23 protein-coding genes are annotated in these 24,000 nt (G+C 58.1%); all 23 read right to left on the reverse strand.

Translation table 11 applies throughout. The features are described 5' to 3' along the window. The 23 genes from JW885_02785 to JW885_02895 all read right to left on the reverse strand — a co-directional run bounded on the left by JW885_02785 (position 1) and on the right by JW885_02895 (position 23,812). On the reverse strand, positions 1–1,890 hold the full coding sequence (locus JW885_02785; protein ID MBN1881074.1) for a hypothetical protein: 1,890 nt from the start codon (positions 1,888–1,890) through the stop codon (positions 1–3). Then, positions 1,891–4,035, reverse strand: coding sequence for a hypothetical protein (locus tag JW885_02790; GenBank protein MBN1881075.1), 2,145 nt, complete (start codon positions 4,033–4,035; stop codon positions 1,891–1,893). Then, complete coding sequence (locus tag JW885_02795; protein MBN1881076.1) at positions 4,036–4,809, reverse strand: hypothetical protein; 774 nt, start codon at positions 4,807–4,809, stop codon at positions 4,036–4,038. It abuts the gene before it with no gap. After that, complete coding sequence (locus JW885_02800; protein ID MBN1881077.1) at positions 4,797–6,083, reverse strand: hypothetical protein; 1,287 nt, start codon at positions 6,081–6,083, stop codon at positions 4,797–4,799. The genes JW885_02795 and JW885_02800 overlap by 13 nt, the downstream gene beginning before the upstream one ends. A 3-nt stretch (positions 6,084–6,086) precedes the next feature. After that, positions 6,087–6,512, reverse strand: a complete 426-nt coding sequence (locus tag JW885_02805) for a hypothetical protein (GenBank protein ID MBN1881078.1) — start codon at positions 6,510–6,512, stop codon at positions 6,087–6,089. A gap of 1 nt (position 6,513) precedes the next feature. Continuing rightward, positions 6,514–6,984 carry a hypothetical protein gene (locus JW885_02810; protein ID MBN1881079.1) on the reverse strand — a complete coding sequence of 157 codons (471 nt, stop codon included), beginning with the start codon at positions 6,982–6,984 and terminating at the stop codon, positions 6,514–6,516. Next, the gene (locus JW885_02815) at positions 6,985–9,990 is read right to left on the reverse strand and encodes a phage tail tape measure protein (protein ID MBN1881080.1); all 3,006 of its coding nucleotides are present in this window, start codon (positions 9,988–9,990) and stop codon (positions 6,985–6,987) included. Further along, positions 9,987–10,499 (reverse strand): hypothetical protein, encoded by a 513-nt coding sequence (locus JW885_02820; protein ID MBN1881081.1) that lies wholly within the window; start codon positions 10,497–10,499, stop codon positions 9,987–9,989. The genes JW885_02815 and JW885_02820 overlap by 4 nt, the downstream gene beginning before the upstream one ends. Next, positions 10,496–10,771, reverse strand: coding sequence for a hypothetical protein (locus JW885_02825; protein MBN1881082.1), 276 nt, complete (start codon positions 10,769–10,771; stop codon positions 10,496–10,498). The genes JW885_02820 and JW885_02825 overlap by 4 nt, the downstream gene beginning before the upstream one ends. 32 nt (positions 10,772–10,803) lie before the next feature. Further along, on the reverse strand, positions 10,804–11,190 hold the full coding sequence (locus JW885_02830) for a hypothetical protein (GenBank protein MBN1881083.1): 387 nt from the start codon (positions 11,188–11,190) through the stop codon (positions 10,804–10,806). A 65-nt stretch (positions 11,191–11,255) separates the two neighbouring features. Continuing rightward, complete coding sequence (locus tag JW885_02835) at positions 11,256–12,149, reverse strand: hypothetical protein (protein MBN1881084.1); 894 nt, start codon at positions 12,147–12,149, stop codon at positions 11,256–11,258. 45 nt (positions 12,150–12,194) lie between these two features. Then, positions 12,195–12,611 (reverse strand): hypothetical protein, encoded by a 417-nt coding sequence (locus JW885_02840; protein MBN1881085.1) that lies wholly within the window; start codon positions 12,609–12,611, stop codon positions 12,195–12,197. Between the two features lie 2 nt (positions 12,612–12,613). Beyond that, complete coding sequence (locus tag JW885_02845; protein MBN1881086.1) at positions 12,614–13,597, reverse strand: hypothetical protein; 984 nt, start codon at positions 13,595–13,597, stop codon at positions 12,614–12,616. Next, positions 13,554–14,444 (reverse strand): glycosyltransferase family 9 protein, encoded by an 891-nt coding sequence (locus tag JW885_02850; protein ID MBN1881087.1) that lies wholly within the window; start codon positions 14,442–14,444, stop codon positions 13,554–13,556. Before JW885_02850 ends, JW885_02845 begins: the two co-directional genes overlap by 44 nt. Before the next feature lie 3 nt (positions 14,445–14,447). After that, positions 14,448–15,107 carry a glycosyltransferase gene (locus JW885_02855; GenBank protein ID MBN1881088.1) on the reverse strand — a complete coding sequence of 220 codons (660 nt, stop codon included), beginning with the start codon at positions 15,105–15,107 and terminating at the stop codon, positions 14,448–14,450. Further along, on the reverse strand, positions 15,085–16,173 hold the full coding sequence (locus tag JW885_02860) for a glycosyltransferase (GenBank protein ID MBN1881089.1): 1,089 nt from the start codon (positions 16,171–16,173) through the stop codon (positions 15,085–15,087). Before JW885_02860 ends, JW885_02855 begins: the two co-directional genes overlap by 23 nt. A 61-nt stretch (positions 16,174–16,234) precedes the next feature. After that, positions 16,235–17,242, reverse strand: a complete 1,008-nt coding sequence (locus JW885_02865; GenBank protein ID MBN1881090.1) for a N4-gp56 family major capsid protein — start codon at positions 17,240–17,242, stop codon at positions 16,235–16,237. A 52-nt stretch (positions 17,243–17,294) separates the two neighbouring features. Beyond that, positions 17,295–18,863 (reverse strand): hypothetical protein, encoded by a 1,569-nt coding sequence (locus JW885_02870; GenBank protein ID MBN1881091.1) that lies wholly within the window; start codon positions 18,861–18,863, stop codon positions 17,295–17,297. 3 nt (positions 18,864–18,866) lie between these two features. Next, positions 18,867–20,426, reverse strand: a complete 1,560-nt coding sequence (locus JW885_02875) for a hypothetical protein (protein ID MBN1881092.1) — start codon at positions 20,424–20,426, stop codon at positions 18,867–18,869. Beyond that, the gene (locus JW885_02880) at positions 20,407–22,071 is read right to left on the reverse strand and encodes a hypothetical protein (protein MBN1881093.1); all 1,665 of its coding nucleotides are present in this window, start codon (positions 22,069–22,071) and stop codon (positions 20,407–20,409) included. The genes JW885_02875 and JW885_02880 overlap by 20 nt, the downstream gene beginning before the upstream one ends. Before the next feature lie 28 nt (positions 22,072–22,099). Then, positions 22,100–23,005: a hypothetical protein gene (locus JW885_02885; GenBank protein ID MBN1881094.1), complete on the reverse strand. Its 906-nt coding sequence runs from the start codon at positions 23,003–23,005 to the stop codon at positions 22,100–22,102. Continuing rightward, the gene (locus JW885_02890; GenBank protein MBN1881095.1) at positions 22,998–23,549 is read right to left on the reverse strand and encodes a hypothetical protein; all 552 of its coding nucleotides are present in this window, start codon (positions 23,547–23,549) and stop codon (positions 22,998–23,000) included. Before JW885_02890 ends, JW885_02885 begins: the two co-directional genes overlap by 8 nt. After that, positions 23,534–23,812: a DUF968 domain-containing protein gene (locus JW885_02895; protein MBN1881096.1), complete on the reverse strand. Its 279-nt coding sequence runs from the start codon at positions 23,810–23,812 to the stop codon at positions 23,534–23,536. Before JW885_02895 ends, JW885_02890 begins: the two co-directional genes overlap by 16 nt. Between the last annotated feature and the right edge of the window lie 188 nt (positions 23,813–24,000).

Raw genomic sequence — 24,000 nt, forward strand, 5'->3', positions numbered from 1 at the left:
TTAAAACAACGCCCCTTCCCGCTTGATACGCCAGCGGATAATCCCGTGATACGTCACCGGCACCCCCTGGATGTCATAATCAAGATATGACGCCCGCGCCTTCGCCACATAAAATTTCTGGGCGAGCGGAATCTCCCCGGTCAGGACGTCATACTCGCTGATGCTGATGCTCTGAGGCTCGTACTGTGTACCGTCCCTGTCGGTCACCAGAACTTCATGGGTTCCCACCCGCCCGTTTGTAAACCTCGTAATGCCGTCGGTATCGGTTTTCGGACATATTTCCACTGCATCCGGATCATCTTTCCATCCAGGCATTTCACCCCACTGCTCCCACGCGATGATCACGCTGCAACCGGGCAGCGGCGGAAAGGTGGTTTCACCCTCTCCCTCCACCTTTTTCTGCACCAGGATCTTCCCGCCAAAGGGCTCGGCAATGCCGTATTGCGTCTCGCCGGTGACGATGGTTTTTCCGTAGACCGTCGCGTAATACATGCCGCTGATCGGATCCACCCGGATGGAAAGATGATCGCTCTTCACTATTTCGTATTCCAGCTCCTCGCCGTCGTTCGGCTTCTGGAGCAGGTTCGATATCACGCGCTTCTTCTCCGTCGGCGTCCAGGTAAACTCCCCGGGCCCAATCAACGTCTCCCGCCACTCGCCCAGCCCCGCCTCAGCGCCCTCGTCGTCGCTCCCGGATCCGCCGCCGGCGGACGTCCCCTTCACGCCGGTCCCGTCCGTCCCGACGACCACCGAACAGACGCAGGACTCCTGCCCCGCCCGGCATACCACCACGGCCTCCCCCTGCTTCGACGGGTCAAACTCCACCGTGGCGATCCCCCCGGTCGCATAGGTCACATAACAGAGCATCTTCGAGAGCGCCACCTGCTCGCCGTCGTCCCCCAAAGCCCACAGCGGCTCATCCAGGATGATCGTATTGCCGTCCACCGTCGCCCCATCCGCGAAGTTGTAACCGCTCTCATCCTTGGTGGTCCGCACGGATATCAGCTCCGTGATCGGGTAATAGGTGTTGACGGTGATGTCGTTGGCGCTCCAGTTTTCCTCGTTCTCTATGGTGTCCGTCTGGGTCTGGGCGCTGGCCGCGGAGAGGACTCCGATCACATCGGCCCCCGGGTAAAAGCTGAAATAGACATTCTTACCGTCCGGAACCGGGAGATCGTCCGGGCCCGTCACCCGGGCAATAATCTGCGACGTCTCATTCATGTCGATGTTGCCGGGGTTTGCTTCCGCGGTGATCGCCCCCACGGTCGCGTCGTTGATGGTGATCACGAGATCATCGTCCACCCCCATCAGGTTCCCGGTCACGGTGGCAAGCCCGCCGCCGGACGCCTGGGCGGTCAGTGTCGTCTCGGCAACGCCGTTTACCACCGGCACCTCCGTCGGCGCGATGTCCGCAAGCTGGTCCACGGAAAAGCTCACCGTCTCCGTTCCCTCGTACACCACGATATGCTCGACGTACTCCATATCGACGGCGGTGGTGATTTTCCTCCCCTCCCAGAACGCCACAGGGATCTCGTCGCCCAGCTCGTCGTCGCCGATCTTCACGTACACCCGGGGCGGCGTTCCGGGGTCCTCCAGTATCCACGCGGACACCGTTATCTCGTTGACGGGCCAGTAGGGCGTCACCGTCTCCCGCCTGCTGGTGGGTGATATCCGATCCCCCGAGGCGTACCGGCACTCGGCCCACACCCTGGTCGCGTCCACGCCGTTGCTGTCCAGGTTGCTCCTGTTGGAAAACAGCGTGATCTGCGGCCTCCCGTCGCTGATCACCCCGCGATCGTCGTCCTCAACCCGCACCCGGTTGTCCCCCACCGGCTGGGTCACCTTCTGATCAAGAAGGATGATATCGGCCTTTTCGTCGTATCTCGCCATCTATTCCTCGATATACAGCATGTCCTTTATCACCAGGACGTCCCCGCCGCCGCTCCGGGCGTAGCACCCGTCCACTTCACAGAGCGTCTTGATCACATCCAACGGATACTCGTTTTCCACCTCCAGGGCGCCGGCCAGGATCGCAAAGTCCGGCACCCGGTAGTCCAGAGAAAGACCGCACGCATCGCACAGTTCATTGATGACCGCATATCTGGTGGTCACGGCGTTCCAGACCCGCGTGATCTTCGACGCATAGGGATAATAGAGCAGCGCCGCCCGGTTCCGCCCCCAGATCCGCCCCGTCGTCTCCCGGGAGCGCTCCGAGAGGTTGTCGTTGTCCCAGAAATAGGTGTCGTAGAGGTCGCCATCGATATACACGGCGATCCGCGGCTGACTGAAATCGCTGTCCGCCCGGGTCCGCATCCGCCCCATCGCCAGCCGATATTCGTCAACAATGGAAAGACGGACACTGTTGGGCGCCGTGTCGGAAGCCTCGGTCAGCTCCACCGAGTCCACGGCGTCGGTCCAGTCCTCCCCGTCAATGATCACGAAGAACGTCCTCACCGCATACGTCACGCCGTCGATGGTCACCGCCGAATCAATGACGTCATAGGTCTCGCCCCCCACGGTCACCGTGCCGTCGGTTACGGGGTAAGTAGTGCCGCTGATGTAGATGAACCCGTCGGCGGTGTACGTCTCTGTATCTTCGCCGATGGAGTTGACCAGGAGCAGATCCGCGCTGTCGTACCTGACGCCGATGTCGTTGATAAGCTCCAGGTCCGCCGACGCCCGGGAACGGATGGCGTTCTCCAGCAGCAGGGAATCGCCCCCCTCGTGCCGCGTCTGCTGGCCGCCGGGCCCCACCAGGCGGTTGACCAGCTCCAGCGCCGGCGCGCTCTCCACCACCGTCCGCCCCCAGATCATGTCGTAGATGCACGACCGGTTGATCAGCTTGATGGTGCCTGAGTTGATTTTCAGATTATCGATCTCGTATACATTACTGGCGGCGTTTGAATCGCATCTGAGCATGAAAACAACATCATTGTTAAATCCTGAGATATCATTTCCAATCTGCACCCATGATGACCCATTCCAGTAAAATCCCTTAAATGTCCCCTCATCCCGAATAATTCGTAATTTCCCCGATGTGTCTGAAGTGTTTACTATTTCATCTCCGGCTAACGACCCACCGACATATACTACAAAATAGTATCTGTGAATCGATGATGATTTTTGAAGCGTAATAATAACCGAATTGTTTGCAGTCAAACGACCATCATTCACTGATATGAGATAAAACATTATTGCTCGCACGGCACCGGTGCCGGCATTCAATGTTGAGCAATTAAAATCAATCTGAACGTCAAAATCACCAGAAAGTCTTAGTGCTCGATCAGACCAAACCCGTCCCTTCATCTCGGCACCGCCACTATCAAAAATAAATTTATCATCCAGGGAAAAAACATTACTCGATTGTTGCCACTCATTATCCACGCACCAAAATATCGGCTCAATCTGCGTCCCGTCAAACCCGTAGCCTGTGGAGAACGGCTCGTCGGTGAAGGGATACCCCGCCACAAACCAGGTGTCCTCGTGGACGTTCGCCCGGTACGGCTCGATGGGATCCGTCTCGATCAGGGTGCCGCCACCGTCATCAAACAGCGTCAGCGTCACCTTCCGGTCGCCGTCCTTTCTCATCACCAGCCGGAACATTCCTGCCTGGGTAAATCCGCTGGCGGAAAAGGGCACCGTGTCCGTCGTCCAGGCCCCGGCGGGGCTCCAGGCGTATACGTCTCCGGACGTGTCTCTCACGCACAGATGCACCGCGTCCCATCCGCAGCGCCACGCCCACACCCGGCGGTTTTCCCGAAACTCGGCCAGCGTCATGAGGCCCGGCTGTTCACTCCCGGCCACCACCGCCCCCATCACGCCCACGGTTTCGGTGGGGATCATGTCGATGGTGATCTTCCAGGATGCGGGGAGTTTTTTCTTCGAGTCCAGCATCCCGGCGTTCCCGACATCGTTCTCGATCGCTATCAGGCCGGACCCCCCGGAAAATACGTATGTCGCCCCGGTGTCGGAGATCTCATGCGCCAGGCCGATGTCCGACCCGATAAAATTTTCCTGAAAAATCACGCTTCCCATCTATGTGTACATCCGTATTTCGCCGATCTTGGTAAATATATTGTTAGGAGACGAAAAGTAATTTCTCTCTATATGGATCGTCCATATATTGCCGGTATGCCCGGAAATATTCGCCACCACCAGACTGTTGTCATCCGGGTGCGTGCCGCTATAAACTTCCATACCATCACAGAAAATATAAAAAGTTTTTACATAGCTATGTGTCTCAAAAACCGGCAAAAACTCTATGCGTGTGATCGTCACTGGCCCGGAGAAATGATATCTCCACTCCGCACTCACCGTCGTCCACGACTCAAGCCCCAAGGATTTCCAGTAGGTACTGTCGTTCCCATCCAGCGGTAATGTTTTGGTATCATCCCCCGACGACACGCTGATCTTGTCCGCATTTGCTTCTTCTCCGCCGTATCCCATCGTCGGCGTGCCGCCGCCGCTTTCTCCCCCGCCACCGCCGCCGTACACCTTGGCCCAGGCGCTTTCAAATTCAGTCAGGGTTCCTTCTCCCAACGTCTTTTCGTCGTCGCTGTCAAGGGTGATAACATAAAGCCCCGGATCAATCCGCGGCTTTTCCACGGTGATCACATACGGCCCCGGGTTGCTCTTTTTTTGAGGGTTCTCGGGGACGGTGACCACCCACAACCCCCTGGAATCCTTCACCGCCCCGTCGGGCGAAATCCCCAGGGCCTTCAGTTCGTTCAGCCAGGCGTTCAGCTTCTCGGCGTACTCGGGATCGTTTACATCGACGGTAAAATAGAGCTTCAGGTCTAATAATCCCATACCGCCTTCAACCCGAATCGATTCGGCGACTGGCGGCCGCACGCCGCCGGGCCGATGTTTTTCACCCATACGCCGGCGTATCTGCCGGCGGTGTCAAATATCAGGGTGTCGCCTGTTGCGAAGCTCCCCGTCCACCCTTCCTTTGGAATGATGAAGTACACGCCGCCCCAGTGCGCCGGGGCAATGTTATTGGTAATCGGCCCGGTATAGACCACACCACAGAGCGCCCCGGAAATGGAGATTTCCGTGCTCGACGTAAATGTCACCGTCCAAGAATCGCCCACCGTGCCCGCGCCGTTCGGATCGCCCAGTATCGGGTACAATGAATTGTTGAAGCTCCCGCCGCTCGCCGCCACGGTCATGGTGACGCCCGAGACCTCAGCCTCCAGCGTTCCCACGGGCACGCCGCAGGCCACAACCGTCCCGTCGCTCCCGGTATGAATATCGGTATCGAACCCCAGCTCGCTCACGGCGTCGCCCGCGATGATCTGGAAGGTATGATGCTTGTAGTACAGATCGTGGGTGATCACCACCCTCCCCGCGTCGTCGCCCGCCGTGATCTCGCACCCGGTCACGCCGCTTGCCGCCCCGTTGATGGCCGCCGCCACCAGGCTTGCTGTGGTGTGGGCCGACGTAAAGGACACCGTAAAGGTGTATGCCCCGTCCACCCGAAAGGTCAGGTACGTTCCGTCCAGGCTGAAGGTCTCGGTCTCGGTGCCTGTCATGCCCGCCCTCGTCTTAACCGGATAGGCGTACTGAGTCACGGCGCTGGCGGCGGTCAGGGTCGCTTCCGTGTCGTCCCAGGCCACCCCGCCGCTTTCCGCCAGGACCAGCCTTTCGTACTTCCCGTTTTCCCGGTTGTGCAGGAACATCATGGATGCGTCAAAGATGGTGTTCGCCGCCTCGAACTCCGCGATAAAGGACGACGCCCCCACGTTCGCGGAAGCCGCCAGCTCCCCGGCGCCGGCCCACTCGGAATAGGCGCTCGCCTCCAGTTGTGTGTCCTGTGCGGTGCCGATGTGCGTCAGGAAATAATCATCCCCTTCCGATATCCGGTTCTGATACACCCACCCGTTGGCGAAGGGATCCGCGCCCTCCGGCCGGCAGAACGCCTTTCGATACAGCTCCCAGCCGTCGATGCGGGTGTCCTCGTCGATGTCGGGGAAAAGATTCTGCGCGACCCCCGTCCGGATGTCATTGTTGGTAATCGCCCCGCCGCACGAGGACCCGCCGGATTCCACCGCGGCGTGCTTCCACTTTACGTTCAGACTCATGCCCTATACCCTCACCATATGTATCGTGCCGTAGCACATCCGTTTTTTGTAGGTGTCCGTGTACCGCATGTCCAGCGGATCGACGGAATAGTCCGCCTCCACGGAATACGTGGTTGCACCGTCGTCCTCGGAAAACTCCATCACGATCCCCTCTGAAAAGAGCTCCCGCAGCGCCTCCACGCCTGTCGCCCAGATCAACCCGTCGGTTTCGTTTCCCGCGAGCGTTATCGGAAGCCCGATCGCAGACCGAGAATACGACTGCCGATGAACGCCGCCCCCCACCGTCTCGAATTTCGAACCGATCCTGAGCACATGCAGATGCCGATCCTCCCAGAGCGGAGCCGTCACGAAGCATATCCGGTCCCCTTCCGCCGCACCCGGCCGGGCGATGTAGGTGCCTGATTTGATATCTTCATTCGCATACAGCATGTCAGATCCTCTCCCACTTCACCGTCATCACCACCGTCGCCATGCCGGGGGGTTCGCTCTCGGCCAGCACCGCGTCGGTCACCAGGGCGGCGTAATCGTCGGTCACGCGGATTTCAGACCAGGTATGCTCCAGCAGCATGTCGGTCAGCGCGCCCGGAAATTCCGAACGCTCGTCGTTGAAAAAGACCTCCACCGGCTCCAAACCGTCATCGGTCACGAAGAACGCCCTGGAATCGTTGTCCTCCACCCAGCCGTCCGGCACGTCAAACCGCACCTCCAGGGCGCCGTTCATCTGCTCGATGTACCAGGGCCCGGGCGGCTTCGGGGCGTGCATACAGCCGTTCGGTATCTCCATCCCGTCATATACGGTGCGATTATACTCGGCAAAAATCCGCTCCCTCTCCCGGGCAACAGCCTTTCTCCTTTCAATCAGGCCCCACAGATATTCTTCCAGCTCCCCCCGGTCAACCATCTACTCCCCCATCATCAGCGCCTCCTGTACGGAACCGGAATCCCCCCCTTGCCCCGTGCTTACGCTCGGTATTTTGATAGACAACAGGTTTTTCTTGATTTTTTCTACTTCTTCGTTCACGGCGATGAGATTGTTCCTGAATGCGACCGCCTGAGCATTGACGCCCTCCATGCCTCCTTTCACCCCCCCCTCAATCGTATTGGCTATCTCATCCAGGGGGGTTTTCATTCCGGCAAGATTGTTCTTCGCCGTTGTGATGGTGCCGGTTTCCCCGAATACGCTGCTCATCATCTCCCCGACGGTCCTGAGCTCGGAAACAATGGCGGTGTCCTCCTCCTTGGTCTTTCGCAGCTCCTCGTTCAGCTCCCTCAGCAGCGCCGGCTTGAAGTAATCGGTCCCGGTCACCTCACCCAGCTCCGTATAGGCTTCGATGAGGCTTTTGATGATCTCCACCTGGGCTTCGGGGCTCTCGTTTTCGACCCGGTATTTCTCCGTTGTTAAATAACTGATACGGCGGCGCAGCGACCCTTCGTCCAGATCGCCCCCCTTCATGACGAACGTGGCCATGGTCTCGGCGGCCTCTGCGTTGAGTTTTTTCTGTTCCTCAAGCTGCTTCTGCTTCTCTTCGGTAATATCCTGGGTGGTGCGGTATATCTCCCTTTCCAGGTCCATCCATTGCCGCACCGCATCATAAAACTCGCTGCTCTCGCGGTCTCCAATATCGGCCATTGTTCCCACAACAGCGTCCCGGGATTCCTTCAAAAACGCCAGGTATGCGCCGCTGTCGATCTTCCCCGTTTCGAGGGCGAAGTCCGCCATCTCAGTTTTCAGATTGGCATAATCGGCCTTCAGCTCTTCTGCGATTTTCCGCTCCTTCTCCCCTCTCTCGCTGATCATCTCCGAAAGATCGGCGTACTCCTTCTTGTAGCCGATCAGCGCGTCCATCTGTTCGTCCCAGGCGTCTATCCCCTCCTCCGTGGACCTGTCGATTCCCTTCATCACCGTCTCGGTGGCCTTTATGTCTTCCTGCACCTGCTCCATGTATCGGGTTATCAGCTCCCAGTCCTCCCTTCCGTCGGCCACCATGACGTTATACCGCTCATAGATGGTCAGCATATCCTCAAGGGTGGTTTTCGCCGCCATATATGCGTCTCCGGTCCGCCCGCGGCCGCCGAAATCGCCCGACCCGATACCGACCCCCAGGCTTGCCGTCTCCTCCGAGACCTCCCTGATATACTCAGCGGTGTCTTTCGATTCCTTCTGGATCAACCCAAACAGAGACTTGAAATCAGCCCAAATCTCATCGCTCTCCTTGCCGAATATCATCTCCACAAGCCCCCGGCTCTTCCCCATCATTCCGAGCGTCGTGGAAGGCCCGAACAGCTTTCCGAACATCCTGCCCACCTCAGCCGCATCCGCAAAGAACTTAACAATCCCGCTCTCGGGCAGGGGCGCCGTCAACACCTCCGCGATGTCACTGATGCCTTCAAACACAATCTTGAGCCCCTGCATTAGATCGTCGGAAAGATACGCCGCCGATATCTTCGCAGTATTCTTGAACCGCTCCCACTGGGCGTTGAAGGCCTCCATGTTCGTTTTCGCAATCGCGTCCAGGGATCCCTCGATCTCCCCGGTTTTCATGGCGTCCATGTGTTCGTTGAGCTGATCGAACTCCCGCACCAGGGCCATGATGGAAGGCGCGCCGCGGAGTCCGAATTTCTCCATGAACAGCCCGAACTCCTCCATGGCCATCGCATCATCACCGATCGTCTCATGGAGCTGGCCCAGGATTGGGATGATCTGCTCCCCCAGGGGGCGGGACTTGTCATATACCAGGTCGAATCGATCGGCGAGAAATTCCATGTCCTGCACAAGCTGGCTCATACTCACTCTCACGCCCCGCCCGGCCATGCCGCCCATGATCATCTCGTTATTCAGCACCATGAGCATGGCCGTCAGGTCCTCAAAGGCGATACCGGCGGCCAGCGCCGCAGACGTGGAGTGCTTGAATCCCTGGGTCAGAGAATCGGCGTCAACCTGAGACTGGTTCATGGCGTAGGCAAGGATATCCCCCATGTATGCGGCGGCTTCCGTGGCGTCCCGTGTCGCCATCAGCTCCTCGCGGTAGCTTCTCCAGATGCCCGCGGTCATGCGGGTGAGCGTGCTAATGTCGTCCACTTCGGTGTAGAGGAGTTTCAGGTTGGTATCAAGAAGATTCGTTGCATCGGCGGCGGAAAGCCCGGCGGATTTCAGCTCCCAGAATACCGTCCCCACATCTTCCGCGGATTTCCCGAAAGAAATCATCTCGTGGGCGATCTCGCGCTGCACCTTCGCATACGACGTCATCACCTCTGTGTCAAACACCATGGTGCTCATCACCCGCCGCACCTGCTCATCCAGCTCCCGAAACGCTTCAACGGTCTCACGGATCGCCATCCCGGCGGCGGCGATTCCGGCAAATCCGGCGGCGATCACGCCGAACCGGGACGCTGCCACAAAACTCAACGCCTCCCGAAGGGCGGCGGTGGCCAGTGCCGTCCGGGTTATGCCCATCCTCGCAAGGGCGGTGGTGTTGGCGAATAGCTTGAGGGAGCGAATCGGTTGTTCAGCAATGGTGCGGGAAAGAAGGGCAAAATCCCGGGAGGCCATGTATGCCTGAGATCGGGCGACGTTCAGGCTGTCAATGCCGCCCCGGACCTCAGAGGAAAACCGCCCCATGGTGGTGAGGGTTTCCTGCGTGATGATATTTTTGGTGGCGGTGGATGCGGTTCGGCTGGCAACGCCGACGGAGCGAACGCCTTTCTGTGTGGCGACAAGGGAGGTGTTGAGCTGCTGGGATGCCGTCCGGGCCGTTTTCATCTCCTTGGCCATCGGCTGCATCATCGTCCGGCCCTGGGCGCGGATCTGCTTGAGGAGTATGGTCTGGCGCCTGAGCTCCTTCGATATCTGGGCAAGCTGGGCCTGGCCGCTTACCTGAAATCGTATGTTGGCGGTGTCCTGACTCATCTCAATCGTCCCGCGCCTCTCAAAAACGGCCAGCTGTCCGGCGGCGTGGCGCGGTAGCCGTTTTTGGTCCTCTTGATGTTGCGAAACCCCTGATCCCGCAGGGCGTTGCGAAATACGTCCTTGTTCGCCTCACTCACGGCGTTTGGATTCGCCTTCACGGCAAGACCCATCTTCTTCGTCCGGGATTTTTCCGGCGGGTTATGTTCTCTCACGCTCCGGTGCGTGTTTCCCCAGCGCGTAAAATATTTCGTCGTGCGGTAATCCCGATGATTGTTATACACGCCGACCCGGGGAAGTCGAATGGTTACGGTCCTGGTCACCGGGTTTTTCTCGATGGTCACCGATTTCTGGAGGTTCCCGGTCAATACCGGCATCTTTTCCCTTATGTCCCCGAATATCTCGTCGGAACGCTCACACACCTTCTGATAGGTCATGTGCGGAAGCGCCTCGATCTTCGCGGCGATCCGATCCAGATGTTCGGCTCCCCCCACCTCTATCGTAAACATCATTCATACCCGAATAGTCGTGCTATGATTTTTGGGATATCCGGATCGCCGAACACATCGGAAACTTCCTCGTACATAATCTTTCCGTCCTCCCGAATCATGGCATGATCCACGCAGAACCCCTTTTCAGAGATTTCCGGCTTTTTCTGCATTTTCCGGTAATACCCGAGTACCAGGGCCCACCGGGCGGTCAATACCGGCGTGCAGTCACGCCCGTACCAGAGACCGTGAAAACACCTGATGATTTCAAGCGCCCCCCCCAGCTCACCCGCCATGTTGTAGGCGATTTTCAATATGGGGAGGGCGGCTATTTTTTTGCTTCCGCCGCGGTAAAGCTCAACCCCAACACCTTCCGCAAGATGAACGTGCTGATCTTGCTGAACCTGAGCCCCATGTTGATGTCCTCCGGGCGTTCCCACACGCGGTTCCCGTCCTTGTCCCGGAACCCGACCGCCGCCAGATACCGGTACAGATGATTGGTGTAGAGACGGTCCTTTTCATCCCCGTCCGTGGGGTCGGTCGCGTTTTTCTCTGTCTCTTCGGTCATCTTTTCGGCGTATTTGTGCGCCTCTTCGATCACCGTTTCCGGCATCTCGAAGTCGTAATACAAATCAAAGGTCTTGTCACCTATCGTCAGGGTCAGCCCCTCCCTCTGAGTGGCAACCCTGTTAATCTGATCGCCGGTTTTTCCCATATATCTCTCCTTTCAAAAAAACAGGGGCGGGTTTTCACCACCGCCCCCGGTTTCACACACAGCCGTTACGAATGCACGCCCCCGAAGTGATAGACGCCCTTCGCCAGCCCCTTGAACGTCACGGTGGCCGGGGCGTCCCGGTCCCCGATGCCCTTGGTCGCCGGCAGCTCGTCCATCTCGCACCCGTGGTAAAATTCGCCGATGGCGGCCACTTCTCCCGTGCTGGTGTCCGTTCTCACCATTACCCAACAGCAGAAGAACGGGTCGGCGTTCTTGATGAGCTGGTTCCAGGTCATGCGATCGGAAAACACGTTCCCGGAAGCTGCCGCCGCCGCTTCGGTCCAGTCGTCGCCGTAGATCATCTTGAGCGCCTGCTCTCCGGGGAACAGGTTGTGCTTGGCGGATACGTCCACGATCACATCGAACGAAAAGTTCGGGTCGGCCCCCTCGTCCCGGGTCCACTTGTACGCCTCGGTTTCCGTGCCCAGGATAAAGCTCTTGTTCTGGGTGATGTTGATGGAGCCGCCCCCGTCAAAGTTGTTGGCGGTTTTGATATTTCCGCAGACCGTCGCCCTGATCACGTCCGTCGCCCCCTGCTCGGCGGAAAAGGTGATTGTCCCCGCAGTCCGGTTCACGGTGTACTCGCTTTCGGGCACCTTCACAAACTCGCCGACGCCGTTTTTCTGCCGCGTTACGAACGGCACAATGCGGTCGTCGATGGCGCCATAGGTGGTAATGAAATCCTCTGCGCCCCCCTCGTCCTGGATGGTGTAGGCAAGCTGATCCGCCGTGTCACACGCCAGGTCGAACCAGCGATCGTTGAAGAGCTTGTCCAGCTCCGCCTTTGCGTTGGTGAAATCGGTGGAAAGATTTTCGGACCCGGTATATGACGCGGCTACCACCACCACCCGTTCGGCGGTGAAGCCCTCAAATTCCTGTTTTGAAAGTAGCGAACCCATGTATTATCTCCTTTGCATCTCTCGTGCCCCCTCTCCCGACCGGGCCTACTCGATGGTCATCTCTATTCGGACTTCCTCCCGTCTGGGAAAGGTCACAATCATGGCGGTGACGTCCATCTCCCTCCCGGTCGTCACGTCCCCGCTGATATACGGCAGTTTTATTCCGGGGCCCATATCCCGGAGCAGATTGTCGGCCAATGCGCCCCGGGGAGCGTAATCCCACACCTGATAATCGCTCTGTTCGATGACGCCCGTCACCACCACGTCAAAGGATTCCGTTGGGTTGCCGAACACGTGGGTTTTCACCCCGTCGGCGTTCACCCGCACATCCTCCACCCACAGGCAGCGGGTCACGGAAAGCGCCTCATCTTCCGGCACTCCCCGGTATACCGTGTAGTCGGAAAGATACTCCCGCCCCTCCAGGAACGCTTTGATGGAATTGGCGATATTGTCCGGATTCACGCCTATCTCCCGAAATAGCTTCTGTTGTATTTGTTCTGCCGCCCCCGGTGCACCTGGGGCCCCACCGTCTCAGGCCGCCGGGCGCCGTCCTCAAACACGCCCGCCACCTCCCGTTTGATCTGCTCAAACCGGTAATAGAGGCGGTCGGCCAGGTCCGTGTTCCCCTTGCCGCTCGCCCGGTCCCACATCCGTTGCAGGTGGAGGGCGTGGGCCAGCTTCACCACGTGAATGATGTTTTTCTCCAGGTCGTCGGCCTGCCAGATCACCACGCTCATGTCGTGGACCACGGGCGACGTCCCGGTGGAGCTTCCCAGGGTCAGTTTCACCGTCAGAGAGCTGGAAGGATAGTCCAGCACGTCGATCTCCGTCCCTTCCGCCACGTCCAGATCCTTGGAAACCCAGGTGCTTCCGCCGTCCAGGGAGATGTCCACCGCCACCGATTGCCCCGCCGTCACGTCCTCCAGCGTCAGGTCAACCTTCACGGACACGATCCCACTCACGATCCGCCGGGCGTAAAACCCGCCGTCGGTCTCCCCATGCACCGCCCCGGTGTAATCGGACAGAGAAATATACCCGGCGTTCTTTGTCCTGTAATAGATGTTGCGCCGGTAGTTGAAGTCGTGATCCCGGAGATCCGCCGCCTCCGCCGCCGAAATCGCCGTGTACTCCGGGGACGTCACGATGTATCCGGATGCCGCCGGGTCGTCCAGGGAAAGAATATCGTCGATCGTCACATTGTCGTAATCCTGGTACAGCAGAGGGTTGATTCCCAGGTCGTCGGAATCAGGCGGACGCCAGGGCATGAACTGGTCCTCTCGGATCGTTCGCCCCCACTGCTCCCTGAAAACCGTGAGCTCCGGTATGGCGTTCTTGATGAGGCTCTTGATCTGGTCGTCCGTGTAGTTGAGGCGGAAATCATTCGGCGTGCTGTCTGGCTCGTCGTCAATGCGCCGCCTGACCTCCGCTATTACATCGCTGAACTTCACTGATTAACTCCTCCAGCGCCCCCATAACGGACAGGGGCGATATCGCCGGGGGGTATCCCCGCACTATCCGAACGTAATCAGTGTGCGGTTTCACCCACTCTTCCGGCAGACATTCCGGATAAATCTCCACCATTTTCGCGTTCACCGCCGCTCCCAGGTGCGCCAATCCGTTGTCGATGGTCACAAATCCGTCCGCCGCCTCCAGGATGGCCGCCACCTGTTTGATGGGAAGGCCGTGCAGCTCGATTATCCCGGGCATGTCGTACTTCGGATCAGCGTTGGATCCGAGACTCACCACGGCATATCCCGTCTCCCGTATCATCGGAAACAGCCGCCGCCACTTCGAGACGCCCCACAGCTTGTTTCCCGCCCGATCCTCGGGGATGTCAACGCTCGACGACCAGGAGTGAGACGAAATGCAGACATACGGCCCGTCCGGCAGATATTCCCGGGCCTTCTCCCGCTCCTCGTCGGTCACCAGGAGCACCGGCCGACGCGACGAGATATCAACGCCGTATACCTCACCGTATGCCTGGGTCATGTGAAGCCCCCGCGACGTCCCCACGCGGAACGCATGGTTCACGTTAAACAGGTGCTTCCGGGTGAAGTTGCCCCATCCCCGCATGCTCCTGATCTTGTCCCGGTCGCTTTCGTAGATCACCCGGTCGATGTGCGGATTTCCATCCAAAAACTGGCTGATCGGCTCGTTCTGGGCCACGTAGGTGATCTGCCAGTCCGGATGATTTACCCGGACATGCCTCACAACCTGGGTCGTACAGAGGCCGTCGCCCAGTAGGTTCACCCCTGCAAATAAAATCCTCTTCCCATTGGATTTTCTTTTCGTCATTGTCTATCTCCCGACAGGTTTCAGTTTTCGGTTGTTCGGCTTCGGAAGGCTGTCGTTTCTCGGCAGCGCCCGGAGATTCCTCCCCCAGCTCGGCCCCTTTCCGTGAATGATGGGGAGTGCATGGTCCCGGGCGACCACAAACCCCCGCTCGCACACCCGATAGCTGAAGTGTCGATCGCTGTCGATATGGGCGTGGTTTTCGTCCAGCGTTCCGTGCTCTTCCAAAAATCGTCGTCTGACCAGCCAGCAGTGCCCGGTCAGGTAGTCCGGCGGTCTCGGATACGTCGGATCGACCCGATTCGGCTGATGATCGCTGCCGGCCAACATCACCAGTTTGTCGTCGAAATACCGCAGCAGACCGTCCAGCCACCCCTCGCACAGCTCGATATCGGTGTTCAGCACCGCAATGATGTCATGCTCCGTTCTATCCAGTCCGCTGTTCACCGCCCTCGTGTACCACTGCTGCTTCGGGTGCGCGATCATCACGTCCGGCCTGATCCCGGCGATAAACCGTTTCGTCTCCAGGTTGCACGCATCCTCCACGATGATCAGCCGATACCGCTTCCGTTCGGTATGGCGATTCAGCGACGTCATCATCTGCCAAAAATGCCCCAGGGCGTTATGCACGGGAATCAGGATGTCAACCTTCAAGGAGCTCTGCATAAACCTCCTTCCATCGCCGGACAGTCAGGGAAATGTTATATTCCGTCGCCACCTTCCGGTAGGCGTTCTGCCACAGCGAGATGCGAAGCTTTTCATCGTCAACCAGGCGCAGGATCGCCCGCTTCCAATCGGCCACCCGCATCTTTCTCACAAGCACGCCGTCCACCCCGTCCTCGATGGTGCTCCCGTAGGGCAGCACGTCCGACGCGATGGTGGGTACCCCGGCGATCGCCGTATATTCCAGGTACTTGATATTCGATTTCGACCGATTGAAGGCGTTGTCCGCCAGGGGCGCCAGGCCGATGTGAAACCCGGCGGATACCAGGTTGTCGTAAAACTGGTATACCGGCACGCCGCGGATCAGGAAAATGCGTCGCTCCCGGGCGATCGTCTCCGCCGGTACGTCCAGCTTCCCGGTCTCCTCGTTCCTCGTCACCAGGCCATCGGCCATCAGGTCGGCTATCACCGCGCCCGGAAATCCCCCCATGAAGGCAATCTCCACGTCCTCCCTCTCCCGGGCGACCGCCATCATTGCCTGGCAGACGGCGCGCAGATCCTCATCGTGGGTAATGCTCCCCATCCACCCTATCCGGATATTGCCGCTCGCCTGAGTGCGGCATCGGCACCAGCTCAAAGGCTCCACGGGAACCGCGTTCGGCACTACCTCCACCCTATCGTTGTACTTTCGGACTTCACCCGCAAGGGTGTCCGTGGATACCGTCACCAGATCGGCGAATCGAAGCAGGCGGGTCACCCTGTCCAGGTTTTCCTTTGTATAGATCCTGCTGGCCGGGTTCGACGGCGGCAGGTGAAACAGATCGTCGTCCATGTCCACCACGATCTTCTTGCCCTTCTCCCGAAGTTTCAGAAGTATGTTCATGTCTTTGTCTGAGTGGCGCCGCTGAACTGTCACGATGTCGGATTCAAACATGCTCGAAATCGGCATCTGGTGGCCGCTGCTTTTGAACTGCCCCATGGTCTCCGCGTATTTCGACGGCATCAGACACCGGGCGGCGGCGCACCCGTCATGATCGGCGATCCAGTAAAAAACCGTGAAATCTCCCAATTCCAGAAACTCCTCTCAATGAAGAAGAGGGGCGTTACGCCCCCCCTCTTTCATGGTCTGTTTATCCTCCCAGCGAAGGAAGATCCCCGGCGGTATACACCCGCACCAGAGATTCATCCCTGAAGAGCTTGGACTCGAAAACCAGCTCCACGGCGATTCCCTTGATGTTGTTGTAATCCGAAGATTCCTCCTCCCAGTTGATGGGAATCTTGCCGCCGCCGGTGGCGTCTCCCACGGCGAACGCGAACGCCTCCGCGCCCATCACCAGTGCTCCCTGGATGTGCCCGCTCACAGCCCCATCCACAAGCGGTACGCTGTGCGTCTCAAACACGGATACACCCTGGTAATCACCCAGGTAATCCGGCTCGATGAAGTGGGCGAATACCGGGTTCAGCTTCCCGCGAAGGTCCGCTTCCCGCTTCCCCTTGATCCAGGCGTCGTCCTTGCCGAGATGATACCCCTGTCGCGGGCTGATGAGCGCCACGTAACGGTCGGTCATCGCCACCTGGGGAACCTTGTTGTCCCTGAGATACGTTCCCGCCCGGTCGATATCATCCGCGGTCATCAGGCTTTCGCCGGTCAGATCACCGGACCCCGCCGCACTGCCCGCAAAGAGCACATTGCTTCCCGCCATGGCGGCGTCGAAAAAGCTGTCGTCCACCAGCTCCGCCGCCCATTCTGCAAGGGCCATCTTCGCTTCGGTCCTCAGCTCGGAGATGGATTTCTTTTTTGCCCGCTTGTACCAGCCCACACCGTGACGGTACAGTACAGGCGTTAAATCCACCTGGGAGAACTGGAGCGTTTCCTCGTTTCCCTTGAGGACGGTGGTGTCGCCGGACACGCCGGCGCTTTCCAGCCGCAGACGCTTCTCCACGTGGATGATGTCCCCCGGTCCCCTCTCCAGCTCCCGCTTGACGATGATCGCCATGTCGGAGCCTTCGGATCCCATCAGCAGGGCACACCGCATGTGCCTCTGAAATTCATGATAGACACGCAATCCCCATATCTCGGGGATGGTGGCATCTATCTGCGTCGGCGTGGTGCCGTTAATTAAATCTTCTGTCGCCATCTTTTGCCCTCTCTTTCCGCGTCAGCCCCTCCCGGGGCAAAAGATCTGTTCTCTATTCCGCTTTTTTCGCCGTTATGTTCACTGCCCCCGCAGATATGGCTTTTTCAAACTCATCGGACGGCAGGTCCACCAGACCGGCCCCCTCCTTCGCCTTCGCCATGATGGCGGCGATTTCCTGGATCTTCTGACCTCCCCCCGGAGAATTGCTTTCCGCTCCCAGCACCAGCCCCTTGCCTTCGAAGATGTTTTTTATTACATCCCCGACAATCGCAGCGGCCTGCATACCAGCCGCATCGCCTCCCCCCTTCGCCGCAAGGGCTTCCTTAAACGCCGGGATATTCTCCCAGTCGCTCTCTCCCATGGCCCTCACGGCGTCACCGAAGCCGGGAAGCTCCTTGATCTGATCGACCGGGAGCGCCCTCACCGCCTCGCCGAAGGCGGCCATTGCGCTGATCTCCTCCGCGGTGGCCGACTCCAGCACCTTGCTTCGAAGCGCCTCCTGGTTCAGATAGTTCACCATGCCCTCGTTGACCTGTGTGATCAGTGCGTTCGTCCTGTCCATATGATTCTTCGCCAGGTTGGTCAGGATGTTCACCACCGGGTTTTCCGCGTTGAACTCCTCCCCCGCCATCTTCTCGGCATGGGCGGCAAACGCCTCGCCGAACTTCTCGTGCGCCATCAGCTCATCCACAGTGGCTTCGCTGATTTTTTTATCTGTATCGGTACTCATCGAATTATCCTCCTGTTTCGCTGCGATTCTCTCCACCCTGGTCCCCGTCGCTCCCGCCACGTTCACCAGCGCGATACCCTTCCCCTTGCGATAGAGCTTCACCGGCTCTTTGTAGCCGTCCTTATGGTCGACACCTTCCATCAAATACGCCTCAATGGAAAACTGCCCGAAGGGTACGTCATCATCATCCTCTATTCCCAGCGCCTCATTCTCCCGAATGGCGGTAATGGTTTCCGTGTCATACAGGTAAATCCAGAGATGGGGGCTGTTGCCGACCTTCTGATACGCCAGGATCCTCCCGATCATGGGGCGATGGTCGGTGTCGCCGAAGCCGTGATGTCCCTTGTAGACCGGCTTTCCCTCGTACTCGGGACCGAACCTGTCGTAAAAATCCTGTGTCAGCTTCAGTTTCAGCCCATTTCCCACCGTGAAGTTCCCGGTCGTCAGGGCCAGCCGTCGTATAAACGGATCAACTTTCCCGCTGGCGGCCAGGTTCTCTTTTGCCTTTCTCACCTTCTCGGGAAGGTCGGCATCATCAATGCGGACGGCCAGGTCTGCCATGCACGCAAACCCGCCGTATCGCTTGCCGTACCACTCCTGGGCGTTCTGCTCGTTCCAGTGATGCGGCGCCCGCCTGTCGAAGTAGTACTCCACCACGGTATTGCCGTTCATGGCCATCATGATCCCCTTGTCCGCATCCTCCACGCCAAACCGGGTGATGGTTACATCCCCCGAATGATTCGGATACGAAACAAAATGCTCGGCCCTCATCTCACGCACTGCGTCGTTCGCACGAAGAACCGCGGCGTGCTCGTCGCCCTCTTCGGCCTTCACACGGTTCACAACGCTACCCCAGACCTCCTTTTCCTTATCGGAAAGTCCGTCAAACATGCGTTACTCCTGTTTCTGGTTCTTCCGTTCCTTCCGGTCATCGCTGAATCCCTCCTGCTTTGAAACCGGTGTAACCTTCCCGTCCCCGGGACTTCCCTTGGTGCCCTTGTCCATGTCCTGAGCTGTCGTGTCTTCTCTGTATGAAATCACATCAATGCCCGCATCCCTGAACGCATTGTGCTCTTCGATAATCCGTTTCTGTTCCGCCTCCCAGGTGTCGGCGGCGGCCCCCTCAAACGCGCTCTGGCGGCTCATGGTGAATTGATCCACCCGGCTCGCCCGAATCTTTTCCTCCACGCTCCGGGAGTCGAACGACGTCTGGGGAAATTTCGCCTGTATGTCCATCCCCACGATCCCGTTCAGAAACAGCTCCAGCTCGATGAGCGGCCTCAGCATCTCCCACCACTCAAACTTGTTCACCCGACCCATGATGAGCTCGCCGTGTTTCTTGATCACATCCAAGCTCTCGCCGGTGTGTTTCTGCCCGCCGCTGTATCCCGCCAAGGCCGCAGGGAACAATGTGTTCAGAAACAGAAGATCGATCTGTATCTGACTGTCCTGGGCCCGTATCGAGTACAGCCGATCATCGCTGATCGTCCTCACGTCGTCGGTGCCGGAAAGAAAAAACATGGATCCGGCCGCCAACACGCTTTCCTCGTTTTCATTGTTCTCTCCCAGAATCCCTTTTTTAAACTTCTTGATCTGCTCCTCATCCGCACCGCTCTCTTTTCCCGCCGTGTTGATGAAAAACGTCAGAAACGAGTTCAGGCTGAAATGACTGTCCAGCACCGAGTCCTCAAGCATCAACTGTACCCGGTTGAACTGCTCCCGGTTGCTGACACCCGCCGGCCGCGAATACCATACGTTGGCGTGCCGCAGATGGTTCCACCGTGGATGAATCATGTTTATATTCGGGATAAACACGCTGTTCACCGGCGGGTTCTCGTCTACCTGCCCGAAAAACCGGTCCTTGCTCTGGAAATACGCCCGGGTGTTGTTGATCGGCTCGTCCGCGGCATTGAACCATTTGTAGGTCCACTCTGGCGGCAGATGCTTCAACCCCCGTATGCTCCCGATTTTCGCGCCCTCCTTTATCCCCTCAATAATCCGCTCTATAAGCCCCATCCCCAGATATCCGAGAAACCAGGGCTCATAGTCGATATCCACATAGATGAACTCCTCCCGGAATACCCCGTTGTAGATAAAATCAGCCCGCAGCTTCTCGTATTTCACCCGGCTCAGCATTTCCCGGACGATCGTCTCCGCTTTTTTGTCCCCGTTGCCGGCAAACGTCAGGTTCGGCATCTCCGCTGTGGCCCAGGCGCTCAGGTAGTCCGCCGGCCCGAACATGAAGGTGTTCAGCATGGCGGACATGTCGTTGAGGACCTGGAGCCTCATCGCCTCCAGGGATGTCCGGTAAAAAAGCCGACTCTGCCACCCCTCCTTGAATACCGGAACCGAAAACGGCCGCTTCCCCTCCGGAACCGGGTTGTTCGGGCGGCCGAACTGGTCGTAGATCACCACCTCCCGCGCTTTTTCGGTCTTAGCGGAGGTTCGTCCCATGTTTCCCCACAGATGTCAGCGTGGATAATCCCACCGACGTCAGGTTTCGCTCCCGCAAAATCGATTCAGCCCTCCCGGTCCTCGGCATGGCGATCCCTCCCTTCCGGTCAATGGTCACCACCTCCGGGGGCGCGTGCCGCGCCACGCCCTCCTGCACCGCCATATAGACGGCGTAAAGGATCGCCTTCATGAGATCATTTTTCTTTTTCCCTGTCCCCTTGTCGTTGGTCGTTCCGTACCGCTTGAAGCACATTCGCAGAATCATTTCCGGCGGAATCACAAGCTGCCCCTTCTCCATCAGACTCAGGGCAATATCGTCGATCTCCCGTCCCCGCTTCGAGCTGTCGGTGTCGATCCAGTCAAGGTTCAAAATCGGCGGCGTCATGTTTGACAGCGCCAGGACAATCCCCCGTCCCGGGTTGATGTCCACCCCGCCCTGTCTGATCTTGAGCGTCTTATACAACCAGATGATTTTTTCGGTGTATTCATCAAGATCTATCTGCTCCCGATATTCATCCTTGACGCTCTCCGGGTTTCCCCACTCCGCGGCGTACCGCAGCACCAGCCGAAAGGGGTTCTGTTGCAGTTCCACGATCGCCAGGGCGCAGGCGTCGGATTGCTGTCCCCGCTCCATCTTTCCCTTGTTCGGATCGCCCCCCAGAAAAAGGGGCCCGGTTTTTGCAACCAGCTCTTCGGCATGCTCCCGGATGTATTCGTCTGTCCACAGCAGCTCATCCTTGTCCAGCACGCCGCCCGGGAACCCCTCGATGGCCCGAAGCACAAGACGTTCCGGAAATGTCCGGTTTTTCGCGTCCTGGGGGATCCCCATATATTCCTCGTTCCATACTTCCGGAAATCCCATGTCAACGAGACGTCGATAGATTTTCACCAGCTCCCGCATGTCTCGATATGCGTTCTGGGCCGAGTGAAACGCCCGGACGGTGAAATCCCTGTCGACGCTGTTCTGATAGGCCATGTTCTCCTTGCCGTTCGGTGTCGAAAAGGCATGGAACACACTCATCCCCAGCGAAAGATACGGCTCCACCACTTCCGTATAGAAATCCTGATCTACGAAGTACGCATACTCGTCGGCCAGCACCACCGTCATCCCGAGTATGGTTTTTCCCAGTCTGCCCGACTGGAAACTGTACGGATTCAGCCCCCGGGCGGCGTCGCTCCCCGCCCGAACGTGATATTCCGTCCCGTTCTTCAACCGGAGCAGCATCCGGCTGTCGTTGTGCTGATCGATCTCCGCGGCGAACAGAGGCGACACGGCGATAAAATTCCTGATGTACTGGAGGAGCTGCTTCGCGGTGTCCATGTTGTTGCCGGTCACCACAAAGCGGATCCCCATGGGGCGCTTCGTCCGGTAGATCGCCATGAACACGTAGGGAAGCACCACGCCCCAGTAGGCCCATTTGAGGGCCCCCAGGTACATGCTCTTCCCCACACCCCGACCGCACCATTCAAGCTGTCGTCGGGTTCTCCAGTCCAGGAAGGACCCCACCTGGTAGTCATCCCACAGGATGATGCCGTCGTCGTCCTTCCTGATATCCCCCTGGAGCTCCACATCAAAGAACTCCCGAACCCCCGCCACCGGATTCTGGTACAACGAAATAAGCAGATCGGATTCGATCTGCTCCATGCGCCGCACATGCCGCGGTTTATGTTTTTTAACGCTCGGTAGCGTCGGGTGCCGGTTCATGTATCAGGGTTAGGTCTATCTCATCTATCACGTCTCCGTCCGGCATCTCTTCCGAGTCCTCCGGCGGCGTGTAACTCTCCTGGGCGATTTCAAGAAACTCCTTCGCGTCGGCTTCCAGGTTCGCCGTCGGCAGCGCCTCGTCCAGCCTCTCGGCCAGGGCCTCCGCCGCCCGGTGTAGTCCCTGCGTTCCGTCCTTCCGCCGTTTGTCTATGTCCTCCGCGGTCAATCCCAGGGTTTTCATCCGCTTTTCCAGGGTCCCCCGCAGCTCCTTGAGACGCCCCCACAGTTTGTCCGGCGGCGTTCTCTGCGTCCCGTCCGAGTTTTTGATCGGCCGTCCCGACGAATCGGTCAAATACGACTGGATCAGGCGATTGACCTGCTGTATCTGTGTTGAATTTATCACCAGGTCCATCGCCTGGCGCTGCATCTGTCCGGATCCGTCCTCGGGAAGATTGGTATACAGCCTTATCAGCTCCTCACGGGCGATGTCAAAATCATCCTTGCCGACCGCGGCAAGCAGCTCCCTCTCAAGCTGGTTGGTCAGCCGAACATCGTCGGCCGGAGTGAGCGTTATCCGGTCCTTGATGCTCACAGCGGATTTCGGGATCCGTACCCTCTTACAGGGATGCCTCTCACAGAGGAATATCACCAGAGCTTCCTGTCCCAGATTCACGAGGCCGGCGCGAAATTTTTTATACGGGGTGTCCGCCTTGGTCTTGAGGTTCCATTTCTTTGGAAAATAAATACTTTCCCGATGCCCAGAAACATCCGCCCCCAGTTTCACGACCTGCTGTATCTGGGTGCGATCCCCTCTGAAATATTCTTCCAGCGTCTCTTCAAACTCCGGGAACGTGATATACTGGCTCTCACCCACCGGCGCCCTCTACCATATTGAACCGTCTCCACTCCCGGTCGAACTCGGCGCGGTCCGCCAGGGGAAGCTTCGTGTATTTCTCAAAGAGCTTCATCCCCCTGGAGCGATACTCCACCGGGGTCCCGTCCGCATCGGTCCGGTATCCCTTGAACTCCAGCTCTTCATTTAGGTCCCCCATGGCCAGCTCCCGGGCCAGTGTCAACAGATCGTGCACGTTCTCCGCCGTCGCCAGCCCCATGATGATCACCAGCTTCGAGTACGGGATGTTTCCAATCTCCTGAAAACTCAACCCCAGCTCCAGGATGAACTTCTCGTGAAGGCCGATGAAATTGTATGCCGTCGACTTCTGAAACGATATCTCAGGAGACGCGCAGAACTCGGCGAAGGAATCATACCCCAGGGCGCGAAAAAGCTCACCGTCCCGGATCTCTTTCAGATACGCCCCGATCATGAACACGTTCCGATTCCGGTCCGTGATCACACCGATGAGTTTCTGAAATATCTCGTGGGCCTCGATCGCCCTGTTTGCTACCGTCGTTTCCATCGTCTCTCTGTTTCGTCAAAATACAGGTTATACCGCTTCACGAACGGGGCGGTCCCGGTCAGGTGAATCTCATTGTGGTGCACAAAACACAGCGGCATCAGATTTTCCGGCTCGTCTCCGCCCCCGGCCCCCCTGGTCTTTACGTGATGTGCGTATGTCCCCGTGGTACACGCCCTGTTATTAACCAGGCACGGCACATCGTGGAGCATCTTGATGTTCTTCTTGTTGACGTATCGCTCAGGCTTTGGGAATTTCACGGGCATAAAAAAAACGGGGAGGCCGGTTTCGACCTCCCCGTTGTATATTTGGGGATATGGTTATTCTCCTGGACACACTAATCCAGTTACCACCTATTATAAAGTGTTTCGTTTTTGAAAGTCAAGAGTTTTTTTGATTTTTTTGTACTCATTCCGCGTTTTTATGGAGTTTTTTTACACAAAAAAATGGTCAT

Source organism: Candidatus Zymogenaceae bacterium (genome assembly GCA_016931225.1).
Taxonomy (GTDB): Bacteria; Desulfobacterota; Zymogenia; order Zymogenales; family Zymogenaceae; genus JAFGFE01.

Coding starts and splice junctions, on each gene's coding strand:
- JW885_02830 (MBN1881083.1), bottom strand. CDS start 11,190: ATGGGAAAAACCGGCGATCAGATTAACAGGGTTGCCACTCAGAGGGAG.
- JW885_02870 (MBN1881091.1), bottom strand. CDS start 18,863: ATGTTTGACGGACTTTCCGATAAGGAAAAGGAGGTCTGGGGTAGCGTT.
- JW885_02785 (MBN1881074.1), bottom strand. CDS start 1,890: ATGGCGAGATACGACGAAAAGGCCGATATCATCCTTCTTGATCAGAAG.
- JW885_02890 (MBN1881095.1), bottom strand. CDS start 23,549: ATGGAAACGACGGTAGCAAACAGGGCGATCGAGGCCCACGAGATATTT.
- JW885_02810 (MBN1881079.1), bottom strand. CDS start 6,984: ATGGTTGACCGGGGGGAGCTGGAAGAATATCTGTGGGGCCTGATTGAA.
- JW885_02855 (MBN1881088.1), bottom strand. CDS start 15,107: ATGCAGAGCTCCTTGAAGGTTGACATCCTGATTCCCGTGCATAACGCC.
- JW885_02825 (MBN1881082.1), bottom strand. CDS start 10,771: ATGGCGGGTGAGCTGGGGGGGGCGCTTGAAATCATCAGGTGTTTTCAC.
- JW885_02850 (MBN1881087.1), bottom strand. CDS start 14,444: ATGACGAAAAGAAAATCCAATGGGAAGAGGATTTTATTTGCAGGGGTG.
- JW885_02895 (MBN1881096.1), bottom strand. CDS start 23,812: ATGCCCGTGAAATTCCCAAAGCCTGAGCGATACGTCAACAAGAAGAAC.
- JW885_02820 (MBN1881081.1), bottom strand. CDS start 10,499: ATGATGTTTACGATAGAGGTGGGGGGAGCCGAACATCTGGATCGGATC.
- JW885_02800 (MBN1881077.1), bottom strand. CDS start 6,083: ATGAGTCTGAACGTAAAGTGGAAGCACGCCGCGGTGGAATCCGGCGGG.
- JW885_02805 (MBN1881078.1), bottom strand. CDS start 6,512: ATGCTGTATGCGAATGAAGATATCAAATCAGGCACCTACATCGCCCGG.
- JW885_02875 (MBN1881092.1), bottom strand. CDS start 20,426: ATGGGACGAACCTCCGCTAAGACCGAAAAAGCGCGGGAGGTGGTGATC.
- JW885_02835 (MBN1881084.1), bottom strand. CDS start 12,149: ATGGGTTCGCTACTTTCAAAACAGGAATTTGAGGGCTTCACCGCCGAA.
- JW885_02865 (MBN1881090.1), bottom strand. CDS start 17,242: ATGGCGACAGAAGATTTAATTAACGGCACCACGCCGACGCAGATAGAT.
- JW885_02815 (MBN1881080.1), bottom strand. CDS start 9,990: ATGAGTCAGGACACCGCCAACATACGATTTCAGGTAAGCGGCCAGGCC.
- JW885_02795 (MBN1881076.1), bottom strand. CDS start 4,809: ATGGGATTATTAGACCTGAAGCTCTATTTTACCGTCGATGTAAACGAT.
- JW885_02880 (MBN1881093.1), bottom strand. CDS start 22,071: ATGGAGCAGATCGAATCCGATCTGCTTATTTCGTTGTACCAGAATCCG.
- JW885_02790 (MBN1881075.1), bottom strand. CDS start 4,035: ATGGGAAGCGTGATTTTTCAGGAAAATTTTATCGGGTCGGACATCGGC.